This window comes from Pedococcus bigeumensis, assembly GCF_039531795.1.
Taxonomy (GTDB): Bacteria; Actinomycetota; Actinomycetes; order Actinomycetales; family Dermatophilaceae; genus Pedococcus; species Pedococcus bigeumensis.
In genome coordinates, this window is record NZ_BAAAQS010000005.1 from 1 (window position 1) to 19,046 (window position 19,046).

Consider the following 19,046-nt stretch of genomic DNA (forward strand, 5'->3'; position numbering starts at 1 on the left):
ACCTCGACCAGGCAGTTCCGTTGTGCGGGTTCCACCACCGGCGCATCCACCACCCGGGGTTCCACCACCGGATCACCCGGGAGGCCGGCGGACGCAAACGCGTCACCATCCAACGACGGACATAGACGCGCGGTGCTGCCAGATCGAGATCGACCCGCACACCAAGATCGCCCGACACACCAAGGCGAGGTGTTGCCGCGTGGTCGAGCCAACGCGGCACACCTCGGCTCACTCGGCCGGTGCCATCCGCTCCGCGCGGTTGACGGCGGACAGGACGGCCGTGAGGGACGCCTTGACGATCGAGGAGTGCAGCCCGACGCCCCACAGGACGCGGTCGCCCACGGCGCACTCGACGTAGGCCGCAGCCTTCGCGTCGCCGCCGGCGGACAGGGCGTGCTCGGCGTAGTCGAGGACCCGGACGTCCACCCCGAGGGTGGACATGGCGTCGATGAACGCCGCGATGGGTCCGTTGCCCGTGCCCTCGATGGTGACCTCGACGCCGCGGTCGAGCATCGTCGCGCTGATCCGGTCGACGCCGCCCTGCTCGCTGAGGAGCGAGTGGCTGATCGGCGTGAACCGGCCCCACGTGTTGACCGCACCGTCGACCGCCGGCAGGTACTCGTCCTGGAAGATCGACCACAGCTCGGCGGCGCTGACCTCGCCGCCCTCGCTGTCGGTCTTGGCCTGGACGACGCCGCTGAACTCGATCTGGAGCCGGCGCGGCAGGTCGAGCTGGTGCTCCGCCTTGAGCAGGTAGGCGACACCGCCCTTGCCGGACTGGCTGTTCACGCGCACCACGGCCTCGTAGGACCGGCCCACGTCGTGCGGGTCGATCGGGAGGTAGGGCACGCCCCAGACGAGCTGGTTGATGGACTTGCCGGTGGCGGCCACCTGCCGCTCCATGTCCTCGAAGCCCTTCTTGATCGCGTCCTGGTGCGAGCCGGAGAACGCGGTGAAGACGAGGTCGCCGCCCCACGGGTGGCGCTCCCCCACCGGGAGCTGGTTGCAGTGCTCGACCGTGCGCCGGATCTCGTCGAGGTCGGAGAAGTCGATCTGCGGGTCGATGCCCTGGCTGAAGAGGTTCATGCCGAGCGTGACCAGGTCGACGTTGCCGGTGCGCTCGCCGTTGCCGAACAGGCAGCCCTCGATGCGGTCGGCGCCGGCCAGGTAGCCCAGCTCCGCCGCCGCCACCCCGGTCCCCCGGTCGTTGTGCGGGTGCAGGCTCACGACGATCGACTCGCGCCGCTCGAGGTGCCTGACCATCCACTCGATCGAGTCGGCGTAGACGTTCGGGGTCGCCATCTCGACCGTGGCCGGCAGGTTGATGATCATCTTGTGGTCGGGGGTCGGGTCGATGACGTCGGCCACCTCGTTGCAGATCCGCACCGCGAACTCGAGCTCGGTGCCGGTGTACGACTCCGGGCTGTACTCGTAGTAGACGGTCGTGTCGGGGATGGTCTCCTCGAGCTTGCGGCACAGGCGGGCGGCCTGCAGGGCGATGTCGACGATGCCGTCCTGGTCGAGCCCGAAGACCACCCGGCGCTGCAGGATCGAGGTGGAGTTGTAGAAGTGCACGATGGCCTGCTTGGCGCCGCGGATCGAGTCGAAGGTGCGCTCGACGAGGTGGTCGCGACACTGGGTCAGCACCTGGATCGTGACGTCGTCGGGGATCATGTCGTCCTCGATGAGCATGCGCACGAAGTCGAAGTCGGTCTGGCTCGCCGACGGGAAGCCGACCTCGATCTCCTTGTAGCCCATCCGCACGAGGAGCTCGAACATCCGCTTCTTGCGGTCCGGGCTCATCGGGTCGATCAGCGCCTGGTTGCCGTCGCGGAGGTCGACGGCGCACCAGCGCGGCGCCTTGTCGATGACCCGGGTGGGCCAGGTGCGGTCGGGCAGTGCGAAGGGGATCTGGTCCTGGAAGGGGACGTACTTCTCGACCGGCATGCCCGACGGCTGCTGGGGGTGGATCATGTTCTCTCGCCTCACGATTCGCTGCAGTTGGCCGTACTCAGGGTCTCAGCCGGCAACGCGAACTCCGCGACGAGGGGCGGCTGATCGGTCAGGCCCCGCCGCGGCGGCGAAGGAGGAGGCGCAGTGAACGCACGAGTCGAGGGTATGCCGCGTGACCGGCATACGTCCAACGTCCCAACCCGGTCGCCCACCATCCGGACGGCGGGCAGGTAGGTTGCCGCCATGATGATCCGACCGGACACGCTCGCGGCCATCAAGGCGGGCGACGTCGACCTCGCCTTCCGCCGCTGGGACCGTCCACGGGTCGTCGTCGGCACCCGGCTGCGCACGAGGGTCGGGCTGCTGGAGGTGACGTCCGTCGACCAGGTGGCCCCCTCGCGCATCACCGCCGAGGAGGCCCGGCGAGCGGGCGCGAAGTCCGTCGCGGAGCTGCGCCGGATGCTGGAGGCCAAGGCCGACCGCCCGGTCTGGCGAGTGGGCCTGCGCCACGCTGGCGCCGACCCGAGGGAGGAGCTGCGCGCCACGGTCCCGGACGCCGACGAGGTGTCGACGATCCGCGAGCGCCTGGACCGGCTCGACCGCGCGTCGGCCATCGGGCCCTGGACGAGGGTGACCCTGGCGATCATCGACCGCTCTCCCACGGTGCGTGCCCCGGAGCTCGCCGCCGAGCTGGGCCGCGACACCCCCAGCTTCAAGCGCGACGTCCGCAAGCTCAAGGAGCTCGGGCTCACCGAGTCGCTCGACATCGGCTACCGGCTGTCCCCTCGCGGGGCCGCGGTCGTCGACGCCGAGTCGGGCGCTCCCCGGCAGGACCGCCCCCCGGCCCCCGCTGGCACGCCGCTGCCCCGCATCGGCGCCCCTGCGACACGAGCGTTGCGGGCCGAGGGGATCTGGACGCTCGAGCAGGTGCGGGACCGCAGCGAGGAAAGCCTGGCAGCCCTGCACGGGGTGGGTCCGATCGCCCTGCGCTTCCTGCGCGACGCCCTCACCGGGTGCGGGTGGGACTTCGCCACCCCGGGTCGTCTGCCCGGGGCGGGCCCCTGAGCGCGTCCCGGGCACCCGGCCTCAGTCGAAGATCCCCGAGTAGGCGTTGAGGGCGGGTTGGCCGCCGAGGTGGGCGTAGAGGACCGTCGAGTCCTTGGCGATCTCGCCGGAGGTCACCAGGTCGACGAGACCGGCCATCGACTTCCCCTCGTAGACGGGGTCGATGATCATGCCCTCGAGCCGGCCGCTCAGCCGGATCGCCTCGACGGTGGAGTCGCCGGGGATGCCGTAGAGGTCGCCGGCCCAGCCCTCCAGCACGGTGACCTCGTCGTCGCGCAGGGGTCGACCGAGCCCGATGAGGTCGGCCGTGTGCTGGGCGATCCGCCGGACCTGGTCGCGCGTCTTGTCGATGGTGGCCGAGGCGTCGATGCCGAGGACCCGTCGCGGGCGACCACCGGCGTCCTCGAGCGCCGCGAACCCGGCGACCATGCCGGCGTGCGTCGACCCGGTCACGGTGCACACCACGATCGTGTCGAAGAAGACGCCCAGCTCCTCCTCCTGCGCGGCGACCTCGTAGGCCCAGTTCGCGAACCCCAGCCCTCCCAGGCGGTGCTCTGAGGCGCCGGCCGGGATCCCGTAGGGCTTGCCGCCGGACTCCTCGACCTCACGCAGGGCGTCCTCCCAGGAGGAGCGGATGCCGATGTCGAAGCCGTGCGGGTCGAGCCGCGCATCTGCCCCCATGATGCGCGACAGCAGGATGTTGCCGACCCTGTCGTTGACCGGGTCGTCCCAGTCGACCCACTTCTCCTGCACCAGGCGGCACCTGAGGCCGAGGTGGGCGGCGACGGCTGCCACCTGCCGGGTGTGGTTGGACTGGTACCCGCCGATCGACACCAGGGTGTCGGCGCCCTGCGCGAGCACATCCGGGACGATGTACTCGAGCTTGCGGGTCTTGTTGCCACCAAAGGCCAGACCGCTGTTGCAGTCCTCGCGCTTGGCCCAGACCCGCGCGCCACCGAGGTGCTCGGTGAGCCGTCTCAGGCGGTGCACCGGGCTGGGGCCGAACGTGAGCGGGTAGCGCTCGAAGTCGTGGATCGACATGGGGACTCCTTGGCGTGCGTGCGAGGTGACGTGGCCGGCCGGCTGAAGCGGGGTCACCAGCGTCTCCCACCCGGCCACGGCGGGCGAGCCGATGTCCAGCCGCCGAGCCGTCGAGCCGTCGACGGCACCCGCCACCCGCACGTCGCTCAGCGCGCGCGGTCGCGCCTGAGCGCCAGCCGCACCACGGCGCTGACCATGCCGATGACCGAGCCGAACATCCCGATGCCGAGCACCCACCTGACCACGAGCGCCCAGTCGACACCGTCACCGTCGAAGGCGAAGGGAAACACCTGCCAGATCCGCACGAGCGCCGCGAGCCCGACCGCGTTCTGGGCGAGGTCGGTCAGCGCCCGGACCCGCGGGGCGTCCACCGCCGCCGCGCACAGCAGGCCGGACAGCAGGGCCACCACGAGGGTGGCGTTGACCAGCCCGAGGACGAGGGAGGTGTCGGCGGTGAGGAAGGGCACCGACTCCCACCCCGGTCGCACGTTGACCAGGAAGAGCAGCACGGCGTTGACCACGGACCCGATCACGAAGCCGGCACGTCGCGCGGCAGCGGACTGGCGGTCCGCACGCCGTCTGACCGGCCTCGCCAGCTGGGGGCCGGGACTCGGCGACCTCACCATCTGCGCACCTCCTCAACCATTCGCCCTGCCTCCTCCAGACAAGCGGCACGGGTGGAGCGCCGACAGGGTCAAAGGTCCGCTGCGGTGGGCTGGGTCGGCTCGTCAGGACCGAGCGCGCGCCGCCCGGGGTCGAGCTCCTCGATGGAGGCCGTCGTGAAGACCGGGGACCACAGGAGGAACAGCACCGACAGCGAGCCACCGATCGCGGCGACCACCATGGTCGGGGCCAGCCCGATCCACTCCCCGACCAGCCCGCCGAGCACCGCCCCGAGCGGACGGATGCCGTAGTTGACCGTCGAGAACGCCCCCGTCACACGACTTCGCACGCCGTCCGGCGTCACCGCGGTCATCAGGGCGTTGAGCGGGATGTCGAGGCACATGACGCCCAGCGCGGAGATGAACTCCACCAGGGCCAGCACCCCGGCCCTCGACCAGGTCGGACCGCCCGCCAGGGGCAGCAGCGCGAAGGGAGCCGAGAACACCACCGCGCCGACCGCGATGGTGCGACCGAGGCCGATGCGACGTGCCAGCGGGCCAGCCAGCACCGTGCCCAGCAGACCACCGGTCGCACCGATGCCGAGGGCGAGACCGATGACCCCGGCCGACAGGTCCAGCTCGCGGCTGGCGAAGAGGATGAGGAGCGCGCCGGCCATCAGGTTGAACAGGTTGATGGTCGTGGCGCACGCGAGCGAGGCCCGCAGGTAGCGGTCCCTCAGGACCAGGCCCATGCCGTCGCGCGCCCGCCGGAGCAGACCGGCCTCGTTCGAGGTGTCGATCGGCAGCTCGGGCACCCGCACCCGGGCGATGAGCAGCGCCGACACGGCGAAGGTGACCGCATCGACCAGCATGGCGACCGGGGCCGTCACCGCCTGGATCAGTCCACCGGCCACCGCCGGACCCGCCACGAACGAGGCCGACCGGGTGCCGCTGAGCAGGCTGTTGGCCTCGACGAACTGGTCGCGCCGGACCAGCGCGACGAAGAAGCTGGGGTACGACGTCTGGTAGAGCACCTGACCGGCTCCCGCGAGCAGCGCCACCACGAAGAGCTGACCCATCGTGATCGCCCCGAGGAGGTGGGCGACGGGCAGGGACAGCAGCACCACGCACCGCAGCAGGTCGGCCACGATGAGCAGCCGGCGCTTGCGCACCTGGTGGTCGACCCACGTGCCCACGAACAGCGACAACAGGTTCGGGGCCCACACCGCGGCCGTCAGCAGGCCCACCGTGGGGGCGCTGGCGTGCAGGGCGGTGACCGCGATCAGCGGCAGTGCCAGCTCGGTGATCCGGTCGCCGAACTGCGACACCCCCTGTCCCACCCAGTACGTGGCGAACCGTCGGTCCCGCCACAGGGGCGCCTTGGCCGGTGCAACGGCAGACGCCGCTGCCTCGCTCATGCCGGCACCTCTGCCTCGGGCAGCAGGTAGCGCAGCATCCGCACGTTGCGCGCGTCGGGCACGCTCTCGCGGTGCGCCTTGCGCAGGACGTAGGGGGCCAACACCTGCTCGATCGCCGCCTCGACCTCGGCGAGCTCGTCGGCGGTGACGACGAAGGTGGTGTTGGACAGGCCCGCGGACCGACGCCACTCGTCTTCGAGCAGCGGCTCGACGTCCCTCACCCAGCGGCCCGGCAGACCCTCGGCCTGCTCGAACATGACGCGGGACAGCAGCGTGCCGGCGTCGCGGCCGGCGTCGTCGGAGGTCGGGGTGAAGCGGAACCCGCGCCCGACCGCCTCCCACCACCGTTGCCGCCGGTCCGACTCGACCTCGGCGTCCCGCACCAACCCGTGCTCGGCCAGGTGACGCAGGTGCCAGCTCGTCACCGACGGCGTGGCGCCGACGTGGGGGGCGAGCGCGGTGGCCGTGCTGGGGCCATCGACCTGCAGACGGCTGAGGATCGCCAGCCGGACGGGGTGGGCCAGCGCCCGCATCCCCCGGGGGGTGAGCTCGACGTCGCCGTACGGGTTGCCACCGCGCTGCTCGTTGTCACCGCGCTGCTCGGACACGACCGCTCCAGACTGTGCTGACCATGGTGAGGCACCCACCGGTGAATATTGTGAGAGGACTCACTCACAATATTCACCCAGTGTCAGCCCGAAAACCGCGTGCGTCCACGCGCCGCCACGGGCACGCTTTCGCCCATGGATCTTCCCGCCGGGCTCGAGGCCCGTCCCCTGTCCCCGCCCGACGCGCAGGCCGTGTTCGAGATCGTCGCGGCCGCGGAGACCCACGACGTGGGCGAGGCCGCCATCGAGGTCGAGGACGTCGAAGGCGACTGGGCCCGCGGCAGCTTCGACCTGGCGACCGAGAGCATCGGCGTCTGGGACGGCGGCCGGCTGGTGGCCTCCGGCGAGGTCTTCAAGGGCCGGCGCGCCGACGCCTCGGTGCACCCCGACTACCGAGGACGCGGCATCGGCACCTGGCTCGCGGACTGGCTCGAGGACTGCGCCCGCCGGCGTGGCTCGAAGCTCGTCGGGCAGACCGTGCCGGGCGACACCGGCCCCGAGGCGTTCTTCCGGGCGCGGGGCTACCGCCCGGGGTGGACCTCGTGGGTGCTGCAGGTCCCGGCCGACCGGCCGATCGAGCCACAGCCGCTGCCCGAGGGCTACACGCTGCGCGAGTTCGCCGGTGCCGCCGACGGCCGGGTCGCCTTCCAGCTGATCGAGGACGCCTTCAACGAGTGGCCGGACCGCGACCCCTCGACCTTCGAGGACTGGGCACCCCGGGGTCCGCTGCGGCCCGGGTTCGAGCCGTGGCAGATCCGGTTCGTCGTCGACCCGCAGGGCACCGAGGTCGGGGTCTGCTACACGATCCTCGCCGGCACCACCGGCTACGTCGACGCCATCGCGGTGCGCAACGACCAGCGCGGGCTGGGACTGGCCAGGGCACTGCTGGTCGACGCCTTCGAGCGCGCGAAGGCCCACGGCGCCACGGTGAGCGAGCTCTCCACCGACTCCCGCACCGGCGCCCTCGGGCTCTACGAGCACGTCGGCATGCAGGTCACGCAGACCTGGCGGCACTGGATGACCGACCTCTGAGGCCTGCGGCCCCGAGCCGGTGGTCGCCCCGGCTACTCGGGCGTAGCGTGAGGTCAGGAGGCGGTGCCATGAGCAGTGACGTCGAGCAGGACCGACCGACCGTCGACGCGACCGAACGCGAGTCGCGAGCCGTCGCCGAGGCAGCCCGCGAGGCCGACTGGAGTCGTCCGAGCTTCGCCAAGGGGCTCTACCTGGGGCACTTCGACCTCGACCTCGTGCACCCACACCCCCGGGCCACGCCCGAGGACCAGGCCCGTGGGGAGGAGTTCCTCGTGCGGTTGCGCGAGGTGTGCGAGGGCATCGACGGCGCCCAGATCGAGCGGGACGCGCTGATCCCCGACGACGTGCTGGCGCGGCTCGCGGACATCGGTGCCTTCGGGATGAAGATCCCCCGCGAGTACGGCGGGCTCGGCCTCACGATGTCCGCCTACGGCCAGGCCCTGATGCTGGTGGGCTCGGCCCACCCGAGCCTCGGCGCCCTCCTGTCGGCACACCAGTCGATCGGCGTGCCCGAGCCGGTGAAGCTCGTCGGCACCGCGCAGCAGAAGCAGGCCTTCCTCCCCCGCTGCGCCGCCGGCGCGATCTCGGCGTTCCTCCTGACCGAGCCCGACGTCGGCTCGGACCCGGCCCGGATGGGCAGCACCGCGACCCCCACCGAGGACGGCACGGCATACCTGCTCGACGGGGTGAAGCTGTGGACCACCAACGGCGTGGTCGCCGAGCTGCTGGTGGTGATGGCCCGCGTGCCCGCGCACGACGGGCACGGTGACCACCCACAGAAGGGCGGGATCACCGCGTTCGTCGTGGAGGGCACGGCAGAGGGCATCACCGTCGAGCGACGCAACTCCTTCATGGGGCTGAAGGGGATCGAGAACGGCCTGACGCGGTTCCACCAGGTGCGGGTGCCGGCCGAGAACCGCCTCGGCAACGAGGGCGACGGGCTCAAGATCGCGCTGACCACCCTGAACGCCGGCCGGCTGTCCATCCCGGCCATGTGCGCCGCCGCCGGCAAGTGGGCCCTGAAGATCTCGCGCGAGTGGTCGGCCGAGCGCGTGCAGTGGGGTCGCCCGGTCGGCGAGCACGGCGCCGTGGCCGAGAAGCTCGCCTTCATCGCGGCGACGACCTACGGCCTGGAGTCGGTGCTCGAGCTGTCGGCCCAGCTCGCCGACGCCGGGAGCAAGGACATCCGGATCGAGGCGGCGCTGGCCAAGCTCTGGTCGTCGGAGATGGCGTGGCAGATCGCCGACGAGCTGGTCCAGGTGCGGGGCGGGCGCGGCTACGAGACGGCGGCGTCGCTCCGGGCGCGCGGCGAGCGCGCCGTCCCGGCCGAGCAGATGCTGCGCGACCTGCGGATCAACCGGATCTTCGAGGGCTCGACCGAGATCATGCACCTGCTGATCGCCCGCGAGGCGGTCGACGCCCACCTCAAGGCAGCGGGCGCCCTGGCGGAGAAGGACGCCTCGCTCGAGGACAAGGCGCGCGCCGCGGCCGGCGCCAGCGGCTTCTACGCCAAGTGGCTCCCCCAGCTCGTCGTCGGCAAGGGTGCCGCCCCGACCTCGTATGCCGAGTTCGGCGCCTTGGCCCCCCACCTGCGGTTCGTGGAGCGGTCCAGTCGCAAGCTCGCGCGGCAGACCTTCTACGGCATGTCGCGCTGGCAGGCGCGGATGGAGTACCGGCAGGCGTTCCTGGGGCGGGTCGTCGACATCGGCGCCGAGCTGTTCGCCATCGCCGCGGCCTGCAGCCGCGCCGAGATGCTCCGCACCGACGACGAGGCGCGCGGCCGCTCCGCCTACCAGCTCGCCGACGTGTTCTGCCGACAGAGCCGGCTGCGCGTGGAGCGGCTGTTCACCGACCTCTGGTCCAACAGCGACGATGCGGACCTGCGGCTCGCCAAGGGTGTGCTGGCCGGCGAGTACACCTGGCTGGAGGAAGGGGTCCTCGACCAGAGCGAGGGCACCGGGCCGTGGATCGCCCCGTGGTCCCCCGGCGCCAGCGAGTCCGAGTCGGTCTGGCGCGCGGTCCGCTGAGCCCGGCGGCTGGCCGGTCTTCGGGCAGCTCGCCGGTCTTCGGAGGATCCACCCGGTCCTGACCCGGTCGATCCTCCGAACAACGGTGCCTAGCGGCGCTTCAGCAGCTCCTCGGCGATCTGGACCGCGTTGAGCGCCGCACCCTTGCGCAGGTTGTCGCCCACCACGAAGAGCACCAGGCCCTTGCCCGCGGGGGCGGACTGGTCGACCCGCACCCGACCGACGTAGACCTCGTCGCGACCGGCGGCGTCGAGCGGGTTGGGCACCTCGGCCACCACGACCCCCGGCGCCTTGGCCAGCAGCTCGAGGGCGCGCTCCGGCGTGATGTCGTCGGCGAACTCGGCGTGGATGGCCAGCGAGTGACCCGTGAAGACCGGCACGCGGACGCAGGTGCCCGACACGAGCAGGTCGGGGATGTGCAGGATCTTGCGCGACTCGTTGCGGAGCTTCTGCTCCTCGTCGGTCTCGAGCGAGCCGTCGTCGACGATGGACCCCGCGAGCGGGATGACGTTGAAGCCCACCGGCACGGCGTAGACGGTGGGGGCCGGGATCTCGACCGCCCGCCCGTCGAGCGCGAGCTCGGCAGGCTCGCCCGCGGCATACCCACCGCGCAGCTGGCCGTCGAGCTCCTGGACGCCCTTGCCGCCTGAGCCGGACACCGCCTGGTAGGACGCGACCGTGAGGCGCACCAGCCCGGCCTCGTCGTGCAGCGGCTTCAGGACCGGCATCGCGGCCATGGTCGTGCAGTTGGGGTTGGCAACGATGCCCTTGGGGATGGTGTCGAGGTCGTCGGCGTTGACCTCGCTGACGACGAGCGGCACGTCGGGGTCCTTGCGCCACGCCGACGAGTTGTCCACGACGACCGCACCGGCGGCCGCGACCTTGGGAGCCAGCTCCTTCGACGCCGCTCCCCCGTTGGAGAACAGCGCGATGTCGAGGCCGGCGAAGTCAGCCGTGGCCGAGTCCTCGACGGTGACCTCGCCACCGGCCCACGGCAGCGTCGTGCCGGCGGACCGCGCCGACGCGAAGTAGCGGATCTCGTCGACCGGGAAGCCCCGCTCGGCGAGGAGTGCGCGCATGACCGAGCCGACCTGCCCGGTGGCCCCGAAGACACCAATTCTCATGGGACCAAGGATAGGTCGGCCCGGACGTGCGCCGGCTCAGCGGCTCACGATGTGGCGGAACCTGCGCGCTCAGGGGCAGGATCAGCGGGGGTCGCACCCACCAGTTCGCCCACGCCCTCGCCGGGAGCGGACTCCTCGAAGGTCAGCGTGAAGTCGTCGCCGTGCTCGGTCACACCCGCGACGACGGCCTGCTCGACGGCTGCCACGGCGTAGGCGCCACGGACGATCATCGGGTCGTTGCTGAGGTCCTTGACCAGCGCGATCGCGAGCCCGACCATCACGACGAGGAACGGCAGCGCCGCCACGATGGTGATGTTCTGCAGCCCTGACAGCGCGTCCTCACCGCCCACGAGGAGCATCACCGCGGCGACGGCACCCGTGGCCGCGCCCCAGAAGACGACGGTCTTGCGGCTCGGGGCGAGGGTCCCGCGCTCGGAGAGGGTGCCCATGACGATCGACGCGGCGTCGGCACCGGACACGAAGAAGATCGCGACCAGCAGCATCACCACGACAGAGGTGACGGTCGACAGCGGCATATGCGAGAGCATCGCGAAGAGGGTGCCCTCGGAGGACCCTGCGCCGGCGACGTCGGTGCCGGTGCGCTGCAGCTGGATGCCGGCCCCACCGAAGATGGCGAACCACACGAGGGACACGACGCTCGGCACCAGCAGCACCCCGGTGACGAACTGGCGGATGGTGCGACCACGGGAGATGCGGGCGATGAACATGCCGACGAACGGCGTCCAGCTGACCCACCAGGCCCAGTAGAAGATCGTCCAGCCGGACAGCCACTCCTTCATGGCGTCGCCACCTGCGGCGTCCGTGCGGGCCGACATCATCGCGAGGTCCTGGAAGTAGGAGCCCACGGCGGTCGGGACGAGGTTGAGGATGAACACGGTCGGGCCGACGACGAAGACGAAGACCGCCAGCGCGAGGGCCAGCACCATGTTGATGTTCGACAGCCACTGGATGCCCTTGGCGACCCCGGAGACGGCCGAGAGGATGAAGCAGACCGTCAGCACGGCGATGATCGCGACGAGCAGCATGTTGCCCGCCTTGCCGACGCCGGCGACGATCTCGAACCCGGAGCCGATCTGCAGCGCGCCGAGGCCGAGCGAGGCGGCCGACCCGAACAGGGTGGCGAAGATGGCGAGCATGTCGATGACGCGTCCGGCCGGCCCGGCGGCGCGCCGCTCACCGAGCAGCGGCGCGAAGGCCGAGCTGATGAGCAGGGAGCGGCCCTTGCGGAAGACGCCGTAGGCGATGGCCAGCCCGACGACCGCGTAGATCGCCCACGGGTGCAGGGTCCAGTGGAACAAGGTGGTGGCCATGGCGTTCTGGACGGCCTCCGGGTTGCCTGCCGCGCCGGTGCCGGGCGGCGGCGTCACGAAGTGCGAGAGCGGCTCGGAGACGCCGTAGAACATCAGGCCGATCCCCATGCCGGCCGAGAACATCATGGCGATCCAGGAGACCGTGTTGAACTCCGGCTGCTCGTCGTCACGGCCCAGCGGGATGCGTCCGTACTTGCCGGCCGCGAGCCAGATGACGAAGAACACGCAGCCCGACGCCACCAGGGAGAAGAGCCACCCCATGTTGTGCACCACCCAGCCGAGGCCGGCGCCCGACGCCGAGCTGAGGGTGTCGGTGCTGAGGAAGCCCCAGAGCACGAAGGCCACCGCGATGGCAGCGGTGACACCGAAGACGATGGTGTCGACCTTCTGCGGTTCGTCGGCCCGGTGTTCGACCACGACGGGGTCGAGCGCAGGGTGCTGGTTGTCGGGCAGGTGCTGGAGGGCGTCGTGCTCGCCCGAGGCCTCGGCGGGTGCCGTGGGGCCGGTGTTCGTCAGTGTGCTCACAGGGTGTGGTTGGCGCGTGCGGGCGCCGCTCCTTCGTTCTCGTCAGTTGCGTATCACGTCAGTGCAGGTCAAAACCGTTGCAGCTCAATACCTATACGGCCGACCGCCAACCCTGTCGAGAACGCGCCATGATCTCAAGTCGCGACGGAGCAGGTCGCGAACGAAGTCGCCAAATCCGTTGTCCCGCAACGGATCAAGGTATGCCGTGAGCCTCGCCACACAGGGCCGAGCCCAGCCGTCGAAGGGTCAGAATCCCAAGCGCTGGAGCTGCTTGGGGTCGCGTTGCCAGTCCTTCGCGATCTTCACGTGCAGGTCGAGGTAGACCTTCTGGCCGAGCAGCTTCTCGATGCCGATGCGGGCGTTCGTGCCGACCTCGCGGAGCCTCGACCCGCCGCGTCCGATGATGATCGCCTTCTGGGAGGAGCGCTCCACGAAGACGTTGACGCGGATGTCGAGCAGTGGCTTGTCCTCGGGACGATCGGGGCGCTGCACCATCTCCTCCACCACCACCGCGAGTGAGTGGGGCAGCTCGTCGCGCACCCCTTCGAGGGCTGCTTCGCGCACCAGCTCGGCGATCATGACGACATCGGGCTCGTCGGTCAGCTGTCCCTCGGGGTAGAGCGGCCCGGGTGACTTCGGGAGGTAGGTCGCCAGGACCTTGGCGACGTCCTGCACCTGGCGGCCGTCGACCGCCGAGCAGGGCACGATCGCGTCCCAGTTGCCGAGCTGGTCGATGGCGATCAGGTGCTCGGCCAGCCGTTGGCGGTCGACGGTGTCGATCTTGGTCGCGATCGCGACGACGGGTCGACGGCGGTCCTGCTGGATCTCCTTGAGCTCCCGCGCGATGAACCCGTCACCGGGACCGATCCGCTGGTCCGCCGGCAGGCAGAACCCGATGACGTCGACCTCGAGCAGCGTCTCGCGCACGACGTCGTTGAGCCGCTCACCGAGCAGGGTCCGTGGCTTGTGCAGCCCGGGAGTGTCGACGAGCACCAGCTGGGAGGTCGGCGTCGTGACGATGCCCCGGATGGTGTGCCGCGTGGTCTGCGGCTTCGAGGAGGTGATCGCGACCTTGTGCCCCACGAGGGCGTTGGTCAGCGTGGACTTCCCGGCGTTGGGCCGACCGACCAGGCAGGCGAAGCCGGCGACGTAGCCGTCGGACGGACCCGAACCACTCGTAGTCATGACACTCCCTCGCGCTCGGGCTCCACCGTAGTGCGCTCGAGGCCCTCGTCGGACACCGCGGGGCCGCCATCCGGGTGTGCTGCGGCGACGCGCTCGACGATGACGCTGGCGATGCGGTGGCGCCGCCCCGCCATCCGCTCGGCGGTCAGCGAGAGCCCCGCGACCTCGCACCTGGACCCGACGATGGGCACCCGGCCGATCGACTTGCCGATGAGTCCGCCGACGGTGTCGACCTCCTCCTCCTCGATGTCGACGTCGAACAGGTCGGCGAGGTCGTCGATGTCCATCGTCGCAGGGACGCGGTAGGTGCCGTCACCGAGGTCCTCGACCCCGGGCGCCTCGCGGTCGTACTCGTCGGCGATCTCGCCGACGATCTCCTCGATGATGTCCTCGATCGTCACCAGCCCGGCGGTGCCGCCGTACTCGTCGACGACCACGGCGAAGTGGCTCTGGTCGCGCTGCATCTCGCGCAGGAGGTCGTCGACCGGCTTGCTCTCCGGCACGTAGTGCATGGGGCGCATCTGCGCGGTGACCGGGAGCGTGCCTGCCTCGTGGTCGGCATTGACCCGCCGCACGACGTCCTTGAAGTAGAGCAGCCCCAGGATGTCGTCGGAGCCGTCACCGACCACCGGGATGCGGGAGAAGCCGGACCGCAGGAACAGCGACATCGCCGACCGCAGCGACTTCTCGCTGTCGATGGTCACCATGTCGGTGCGGGGCACCATCACCTCACGCGCCACGGTGTCACCGAGCTCGAAGACCGAGTGGATCATCTCGCGCTCGCCGGCCTCGATCACCGAGCTCTCGCCCGCGAGGTCGACCAGGTCACGCAGCTCTGACTCGCTCTGGAACGGGCCGTCGCGGTAGCCCCGGCCGGGGGTCACCGCGTTGCCGAGTGCGATCAGGACCCGGGCGACGGGGCCGAGGAAGGTGCGCAGCCCGACGATGAGCGGGGAGGCCAGGAGGGCGACGGAGTCGGAGTGCTGGCGGCCCAGGGTGCGCGGAGACACGCCCACGACGACGAAGGAGACGAGCGCCATCATGCCGATCGCGATCAGCAGGCGCTTCCAGAAGCCGTCGACCAGGTCGATGGTCCCGAGCGTGATCAGGACGGCGGTGGTCGACTCGGCGACGACGCGCAGGAACGCCGTCACCGACAGGTATGCCGCGCTGTCGGCGACGATCCGCGACAGCGCCTTCGCGCCGGGGCGCCGCTCCTCGAGCAGCTCCTGGGCGCGCACCCGCGACATCCGCCAGAGCGCGGCCTCGGCGGCGGAGAGCAGGAACGCGGTCCCGACACTGACGAGGGCGGCGAAGACGAGTCCGGTCATGACGACACCATCAGGTGGCGGGACGCCCGCGTCCCGCCAGGAAGGTCAGCAGCAGCTGACGCTGGAGCTCGAACATCTCGCGCTCCTCCTCGGGTTCCGCGTGGTCGTACCCGAGCAGGTGCAGGATCCCGTGCGTGGTCAGCAGCAGGAGCTCCTCCTCGGTCGCGTGACCGGCCTCGGAGGCCTGCCTGGCTGCCACGGAGGGGCACAGCACGATGTCGCCGAGGACGCCCTCCTCGGGCTCCTCGCCCTCGCGACCCGGCCGCAGCTCGTCCATCGGGAAGCTCATCACGTCGGTCGGGCCGGGCAGGTCCATCCACTGCACGTGGAGCACCTCCATGGCCGCCTCGTCGACCAGCCGCAGGCAGAGGTCCGCCCCGGGGTGGACCCGCATCTCGCCCATGACGTAGCGGCTCAGCGCCACCAGCTCGAGCTCGTCGAGCTGGTAGTCGGTCTCATTGAGAACGTCGACGCTCACGCGGCCCTCGTCCTTCCGCGCCGGAGACGTGCGGCCGCACCTGCGGACCGCCCGCCTGGTGGTCGTCCCAGCGGCCGTAGGCGTCGACGATCGCGCCCACGAGCCGGTGCCGGACGACGTCCTGCGGGGTCAGCACCGAGAAGTGGATGTCGTCGACGTCGGCGAGGATGTCGCGCACCACCCGCAGCCCCGACCTGGTGCCGTCCGGCAGGTCGACTTGGGTGATGTCGCCGGTGACGACCATCTTCGAGCCGAACCCGAGCCGGGTGAGGAACATCTTCATCTGCTCGGGCGAGGTGTTCTGGGCCTCGTCGAGGATGATGAACGCGTCGTTGAGGGAGCGGCCGCGCATGTAGGCCAGCGGCGCCACCTCGATGGTGCCGGCCGCCATCAGCCGCGGGATCGACTCGGGGTCGACCATGTCGTGCAGCGCGTCGTAGAGCGGCCGCAGGTAGGGGTCGATCTTGTCGTTGAGGGTGCCGGGCAGGAAGCCGAGCCGCTCCCCCGCCTCCACGGCCGGGCGGGTGAGGATGATCCGGTTGACCTGCTTGGCCTGCAGTGCGGCGACCGCCTTGGCCATCGCGAGGTAGGTCTTGCCGGTGCCGGCCGGGCCGATCCCGAAGACGATGGTGTGGTCGTCGATCGCGTCGACGTAGTGCTTCTGGTTGAGCGTCTTGGGCCGGATGGTGCGACCGCGGTTGCTCACGATGTTCATCGTCAGCACGTCGGCGGGACGTTCGGTCGTCTGCGCGCGCAGCATGCTGATCGAGCGCTCGACTGCGTCGCGGTTCAGCGGTTGGCCGCCGGCGATGACCAGCAGCAGCTCGTCGATCGTGCGCTCGGCCAGGGCCACCTCGGCGCTCGGGCCGGACAGGTGGAACTCGTTGCCGCGGACGTGGATCTCCAGCTGCGGGAAGGCTCGCTCCATGGTGCGGAGGAGCTCGTCGCGCGGCCCCAGGAGCGTCACCATCTGCACCTGCGGCGGGATCTCGACGGTGTGGATGGGCACCGGGAGAGCACCCTCGGGCGCGCCCCCCAGCGTGGTCGGATGTTCAGGATCTGGCATGGTCTGTCCAGTCTACGGTGCGCCTCAGCCGGGCGGCCACGTCATTGACCGGCCACCGAGCACGTGCACGTGCGCGTGGAACACCGTCTGGTGCGCCTCCGCACCGGTGTTGAAGACCGAGCGGTAGCCGCGGTCGGCCAGGCCCTCCTGCTCGGCTACGTCCCGCACCGCGTCCAGGAGGGCCACCGCGTCATCCGGCCGCTCGTGGGCGAGCCCCCCGACGTCGGCGACGTGGTGGCGCGGGATGACCAGCACGTGCGTCGGCGCCTGGGGCTCGAGGTCGCGGAACGCCACCGTCGCAGCGTCCTGCCGCACCACGTCGGCCGGGAGGTCACCGGACACGATCTTGCAGAACAGGCAGGCCGGGTCGACGGCCCGAGTCGTCGCGCCGCCCGGGGGCGTGCCGCTGGTGTCCGCGTCGCTGGTGCCCGCGTCGCTGGTGCCCGCGTCGCTGGTACCCGCGTCGCTGGTGCCCGCGTCGCCCGGGCCGGTGTCGTCCATGCCGGTGTCCGTCATGGAGAAAGAGGGTATCGGCGCGTCAACCGGCCGGTGAGGTTGCGCGTCTAGGTGGCGTGAGACTGTTGAGCGTGGCCGAGCGCGACCGGGGTGATGAGGTGCGGCCGAGTGCCGACGAGGCCATCACCGAGCTGTATGCCGCGCACTGGACGGGGCTGGTGCGACTGGCCTGGCTGCTCCTGCGTGACGACCTGGCTGCCGAGGAGGTCGTCCAGGACGCCTTCATCGCGGTGCACCGCCGCTGGGACACCCTCCGCGAGCACCAGGCTGCGGCCGCCTACCTGCGCCGTGCCGTGGTCAACGGGGCCCGCTCCGGCCTGCGCCACCGCGGCGTCGAAGAGCGCTACCTGACCCGCGAGCAGCAGGGCGGTCCCACGGCATACGCCCGGCACACCGAAGCCAGCGCCGAGGACCGCGCCCTCCAGTCCGAGACCACCACCACCATGATCGGCGCGCTGGGCCGACTACCCCAGCGCCAGAGAGAGGTCCTGACGATGCGCTACTACCTCGACCTGAGTGAGGCCGAGATCGCCGATGCCCTCGGCATCTCCCCGGGCTCGGTCAAGGCCCATGCGCATCGCGGTCTCGCGGCCCTGCGCGACCGGATGGAGGCCACGTCATGAGCGACCGCACCGACTTCCTGCACCCCGACTACGAGCCGGGCGAGTTCGACCAGGTCGAGCGACGGCTGCGTCAGGCGCTGGCGCGCGACGCCGAGCAGGTGCGGCCGTCCAACCGGCTCGACACGATCCTGCACGAGGCCCGCGAGGTCGGTCCGGTGACCGCCACGGGCGGCTCCGGCACCCGCCACTGGGTGCTGCCACTCGCCGCGGCAGCCGCCGTGGCCGCCATCATCGGCGGCGTCTGGTGGTCCGGCCAGGACGACGGGTCCACGGTCACGCCGCCCGCCACCCACGGCCCCTCCGTCTCGTCGTCGGCCCCCACCACGGGCTCGACCGGCTCGCCCACCACCAGTGCTCCCTCCGCGACCGAGGCGGTCTCGCTCCCGGTCTACTTCGTGGGACCAGTGGGGGGCGACACCACCAAGTACAGGCTGTTCCGCGAGTTCCTGCGCGGGACGATCCCGGTCGGCGGGGGTGCGGCCAACCGGGTCGAGGCAGCCCTCGGCCTGGCCATGAACGCCCAGCCGTTCAGCAACACCGACGGTTACCTCCAGCCCTGGAGCGGTACGCGGGTGACGACTGCCTCGGTCACACCCGAGGCCATCGAGGTGGAGCTCAGCGGGCCCGGCGCGGGCGGGTTCGACGCCGAGACCCAGCGGCTCGCGGTCCAGGAGATCGTGTGGACCGCACAGGCCGCATCCCAGACGAGCCTTCCCGTGCGGATCCGGGTCGCCGACGGGTCGACCACGCTGTTCGGGTCGATCTCGACGGACCAGGACTTCACCCGCCCACCGTCGGACCGTCTCTACGAGGACGTGGCGCCCATCTGGGTCACCGCCCCGACCCGCGACCAGGTCCTGCCGGCGGCCAAGCCGGTGGTGGTGAAGGGCCTGGCGATCGTCTTCGAGGCCACCGTGAACTGGCAGCTCGACCGCGGCACCACGCAGGTGTCGACCGGTCACGCCACGGCATCCATCGGAGCGCCCATGCAGGGCGCGTACTCCTTCTCGCTCGGCAGGCTCGCCGCCGGCGACTACACGATCCGGGTGCGCGAGCTGAGCGCCCAGGACGGCTCCGTGAGTGCGGAGAAGGCGGTGTCGTTCACGGTGCGCTGAGCGACG

The 19,046-nt window shown here is 71.1% G+C and carries 17 protein-coding genes; 5 read left to right on the plus strand and 12 right to left on the minus strand.

Going from position 1 to position 19,046, the window contains the following annotated elements:
• Positions 1–228 precede the first annotated feature (228 nt).
• Positions 229–1,974, minus strand: coding sequence for a 2-isopropylmalate synthase (gene leuA / locus ABD262_RS15715; RefSeq protein WP_344138307.1), 1,746 nt, complete (start codon positions 1,972–1,974; stop codon positions 229–231).
• A gap of 222 nt (positions 1,975–2,196) precedes the next feature.
• Between leuA and ABD262_RS15720 the strand changes: the two genes are divergently transcribed.
• Entirely contained in the window at positions 2,197–3,018 is an 822-nt protein-coding gene (locus ABD262_RS15720) for a hypothetical protein (RefSeq protein WP_344138309.1), read from the plus strand.
• A gap of 21 nt (positions 3,019–3,039) precedes the next feature.
• Here ABD262_RS15720 and ABD262_RS15725 read toward each other — a convergent pair whose 3' ends face one another.
• The 4 genes from ABD262_RS15725 to ABD262_RS15740 all read right to left on the minus strand — a co-directional run bounded on the left by ABD262_RS15725 (position 3,040) and on the right by ABD262_RS15740 (position 6,687).
• Positions 3,040–4,059, minus strand: coding sequence for a 1-aminocyclopropane-1-carboxylate deaminase (locus ABD262_RS15725; RefSeq protein ID WP_344138311.1), 1,020 nt, complete (start codon positions 4,057–4,059; stop codon positions 3,040–3,042).
• A gap of 146 nt (positions 4,060–4,205) precedes the next feature.
• Entirely contained in the window at positions 4,206–4,592 is a 387-nt protein-coding gene (locus ABD262_RS15730) for a hypothetical protein (protein ID WP_344138313.1), read from the minus strand.
• A gap of 161 nt (positions 4,593–4,753) precedes the next feature.
• A complete protein-coding gene (locus tag ABD262_RS15735; RefSeq protein ID WP_344138315.1) occupies positions 4,754–6,079 on the minus strand; it encodes an MFS transporter in 1,326 nt (441 codons plus the stop codon).
• Entirely contained in the window at positions 6,076–6,687 is a 612-nt protein-coding gene (locus ABD262_RS15740) for an ArsR/SmtB family transcription factor (RefSeq protein WP_344138317.1), read from the minus strand. Before ABD262_RS15740 ends, ABD262_RS15735 begins: the two co-directional genes overlap by 4 nt.
• 135 nt (positions 6,688–6,822) lie before the next feature.
• Here ABD262_RS15740 and ABD262_RS15745 point away from each other — a divergent pair, with 135 nt between their 5' ends.
• Together ABD262_RS15745 and ABD262_RS15750 are read left to right on the plus strand one after the other, a co-directional pair.
• Positions 6,823–7,719: a GNAT family N-acetyltransferase gene (locus ABD262_RS15745; protein ID WP_344138319.1), complete on the plus strand. Its 897-nt coding sequence runs from the start codon at positions 6,823–6,825 to the stop codon at positions 7,717–7,719.
• A gap of 68 nt (positions 7,720–7,787) precedes the next feature.
• The gene (locus ABD262_RS15750) at positions 7,788–9,746 is read left to right on the plus strand and encodes an acyl-CoA dehydrogenase family protein (protein ID WP_344138321.1); all 1,959 of its coding nucleotides are present in this window, start codon (positions 7,788–7,790) and stop codon (positions 9,744–9,746) included.
• 89 nt (positions 9,747–9,835) lie between these two features.
• On the opposite strand, the gene ABD262_RS15755 is transcribed toward ABD262_RS15750, so the two are convergent.
• The 7 genes from ABD262_RS15755 to ABD262_RS15785 all read right to left on the minus strand — a co-directional run bounded on the left by ABD262_RS15755 (position 9,836) and on the right by ABD262_RS15785 (position 17,302).
• Positions 9,836–10,870 (minus strand): aspartate-semialdehyde dehydrogenase, encoded by a 1,035-nt coding sequence (locus ABD262_RS15755; RefSeq protein WP_344138323.1) that lies wholly within the window; start codon positions 10,868–10,870, stop codon positions 9,836–9,838.
• A 44-nt stretch (positions 10,871–10,914) separates the two neighbouring features.
• Positions 10,915–12,654 (minus strand): BCCT family transporter, encoded by a 1,740-nt coding sequence (locus ABD262_RS15760; RefSeq protein WP_425564916.1) that lies wholly within the window; start codon positions 12,652–12,654, stop codon positions 10,915–10,917.
• 318 nt (positions 12,655–12,972) lie between these two features.
• A complete protein-coding gene (gene era / locus ABD262_RS15765; protein WP_344138325.1) occupies positions 12,973–13,911 on the minus strand; it encodes a GTPase Era in 939 nt (312 codons plus the stop codon).
• Positions 13,908–15,242: a hemolysin family protein gene (locus ABD262_RS15770; RefSeq protein WP_344138327.1), complete on the minus strand. Its 1,335-nt coding sequence runs from the start codon at positions 15,240–15,242 to the stop codon at positions 13,908–13,910. Before ABD262_RS15770 ends, era begins: the two co-directional genes overlap by 4 nt.
• Before the next feature lie 10 nt (positions 15,243–15,252).
• On the minus strand, positions 15,253–15,720 hold the full coding sequence (ybeY, locus tag ABD262_RS15775; RefSeq protein WP_344138329.1) for an rRNA maturation RNase YbeY: 468 nt from the start codon (positions 15,718–15,720) through the stop codon (positions 15,253–15,255).
• A complete protein-coding gene (locus ABD262_RS15780; protein WP_344138331.1) occupies positions 15,698–16,786 on the minus strand; it encodes a PhoH family protein in 1,089 nt (362 codons plus the stop codon). The genes ybeY and ABD262_RS15780 overlap by 23 nt, the downstream gene beginning before the upstream one ends.
• Positions 16,787–16,810: 24 nt before the next feature.
• The gene (locus tag ABD262_RS15785; protein ID WP_344138333.1) at positions 16,811–17,302 is read right to left on the minus strand and encodes a histidine triad nucleotide-binding protein; all 492 of its coding nucleotides are present in this window, start codon (positions 17,300–17,302) and stop codon (positions 16,811–16,813) included.
• Positions 17,303–17,373: 71 nt separating this feature from the next.
• On the opposite strand from ABD262_RS15785, the gene ABD262_RS15790 reads away from it, so the two are divergent.
• Together ABD262_RS15790 and ABD262_RS15795 are read left to right on the plus strand one after the other, a co-directional pair.
• Complete coding sequence (locus ABD262_RS15790; RefSeq protein WP_344138335.1) at positions 17,374–17,925, plus strand: SigE family RNA polymerase sigma factor; 552 nt, start codon at positions 17,374–17,376, stop codon at positions 17,923–17,925.
• The gene (locus ABD262_RS15795) at positions 17,922–19,040 is read left to right on the plus strand and encodes a Gmad2 immunoglobulin-like domain-containing protein (protein WP_344138337.1); all 1,119 of its coding nucleotides are present in this window, start codon (positions 17,922–17,924) and stop codon (positions 19,038–19,040) included. Before ABD262_RS15790 ends, ABD262_RS15795 begins: the two co-directional genes overlap by 4 nt.
• The last annotated feature ends 6 nt before the right edge of the window (positions 19,041–19,046 follow it).

What these genes read in the sequence shown, in the direction of transcription:
- ABD262_RS15735 (WP_344138315.1), bottom strand. Translation starts at nt 6,079, where the DNA reads ATGAGCGAGGCAGCGGCGTCTGCCGTTGCACCGGCCAAGGCGCCCCTG.
- ABD262_RS15785 (WP_344138333.1), bottom strand. Translation starts at nt 17,302, where the DNA reads ATGACGGACACCGGCATGGACGACACCGGCCCGGGCGACGCGGGCACC.
- leuA (WP_344138307.1), bottom strand. Translation starts at nt 1,974, where the DNA reads ATGATCCACCCCCAGCAGCCGTCGGGCATGCCGGTCGAGAAGTACGTC.
- ABD262_RS15720 (WP_344138309.1), top strand. Translation starts at nt 2,197, where the DNA reads ATGATGATCCGACCGGACACGCTCGCGGCCATCAAGGCGGGCGACGTC.
- ABD262_RS15755 (WP_344138323.1), bottom strand. Translation starts at nt 10,870, where the DNA reads ATGAGAATTGGTGTCTTCGGGGCCACCGGGCAGGTCGGCTCGGTCATG.
- ABD262_RS15725 (WP_344138311.1), bottom strand. Translation starts at nt 4,059, where the DNA reads ATGTCGATCCACGACTTCGAGCGCTACCCGCTCACGTTCGGCCCCAGC.
- ABD262_RS15780 (WP_344138331.1), bottom strand. Translation starts at nt 16,786, where the DNA reads ATGCCAGATCCTGAACATCCGACCACGCTGGGGGGCGCGCCCGAGGGT.
- era (WP_344138325.1), bottom strand. Translation starts at nt 13,911, where the DNA reads ATGACTACGAGTGGTTCGGGTCCGTCCGACGGCTACGTCGCCGGCTTC.
- ABD262_RS15750 (WP_344138321.1), top strand. Translation starts at nt 7,788, where the DNA reads ATGAGCAGTGACGTCGAGCAGGACCGACCGACCGTCGACGCGACCGAA.
- ABD262_RS15795 (WP_344138337.1), top strand. Translation starts at nt 17,922, where the DNA reads ATGAGCGACCGCACCGACTTCCTGCACCCCGACTACGAGCCGGGCGAG.
- ABD262_RS15770 (WP_344138327.1), bottom strand. Translation starts at nt 15,242, where the DNA reads ATGACCGGACTCGTCTTCGCCGCCCTCGTCAGTGTCGGGACCGCGTTC.
- ABD262_RS15745 (WP_344138319.1), top strand. Translation starts at nt 6,823, where the DNA reads ATGGATCTTCCCGCCGGGCTCGAGGCCCGTCCCCTGTCCCCGCCCGAC.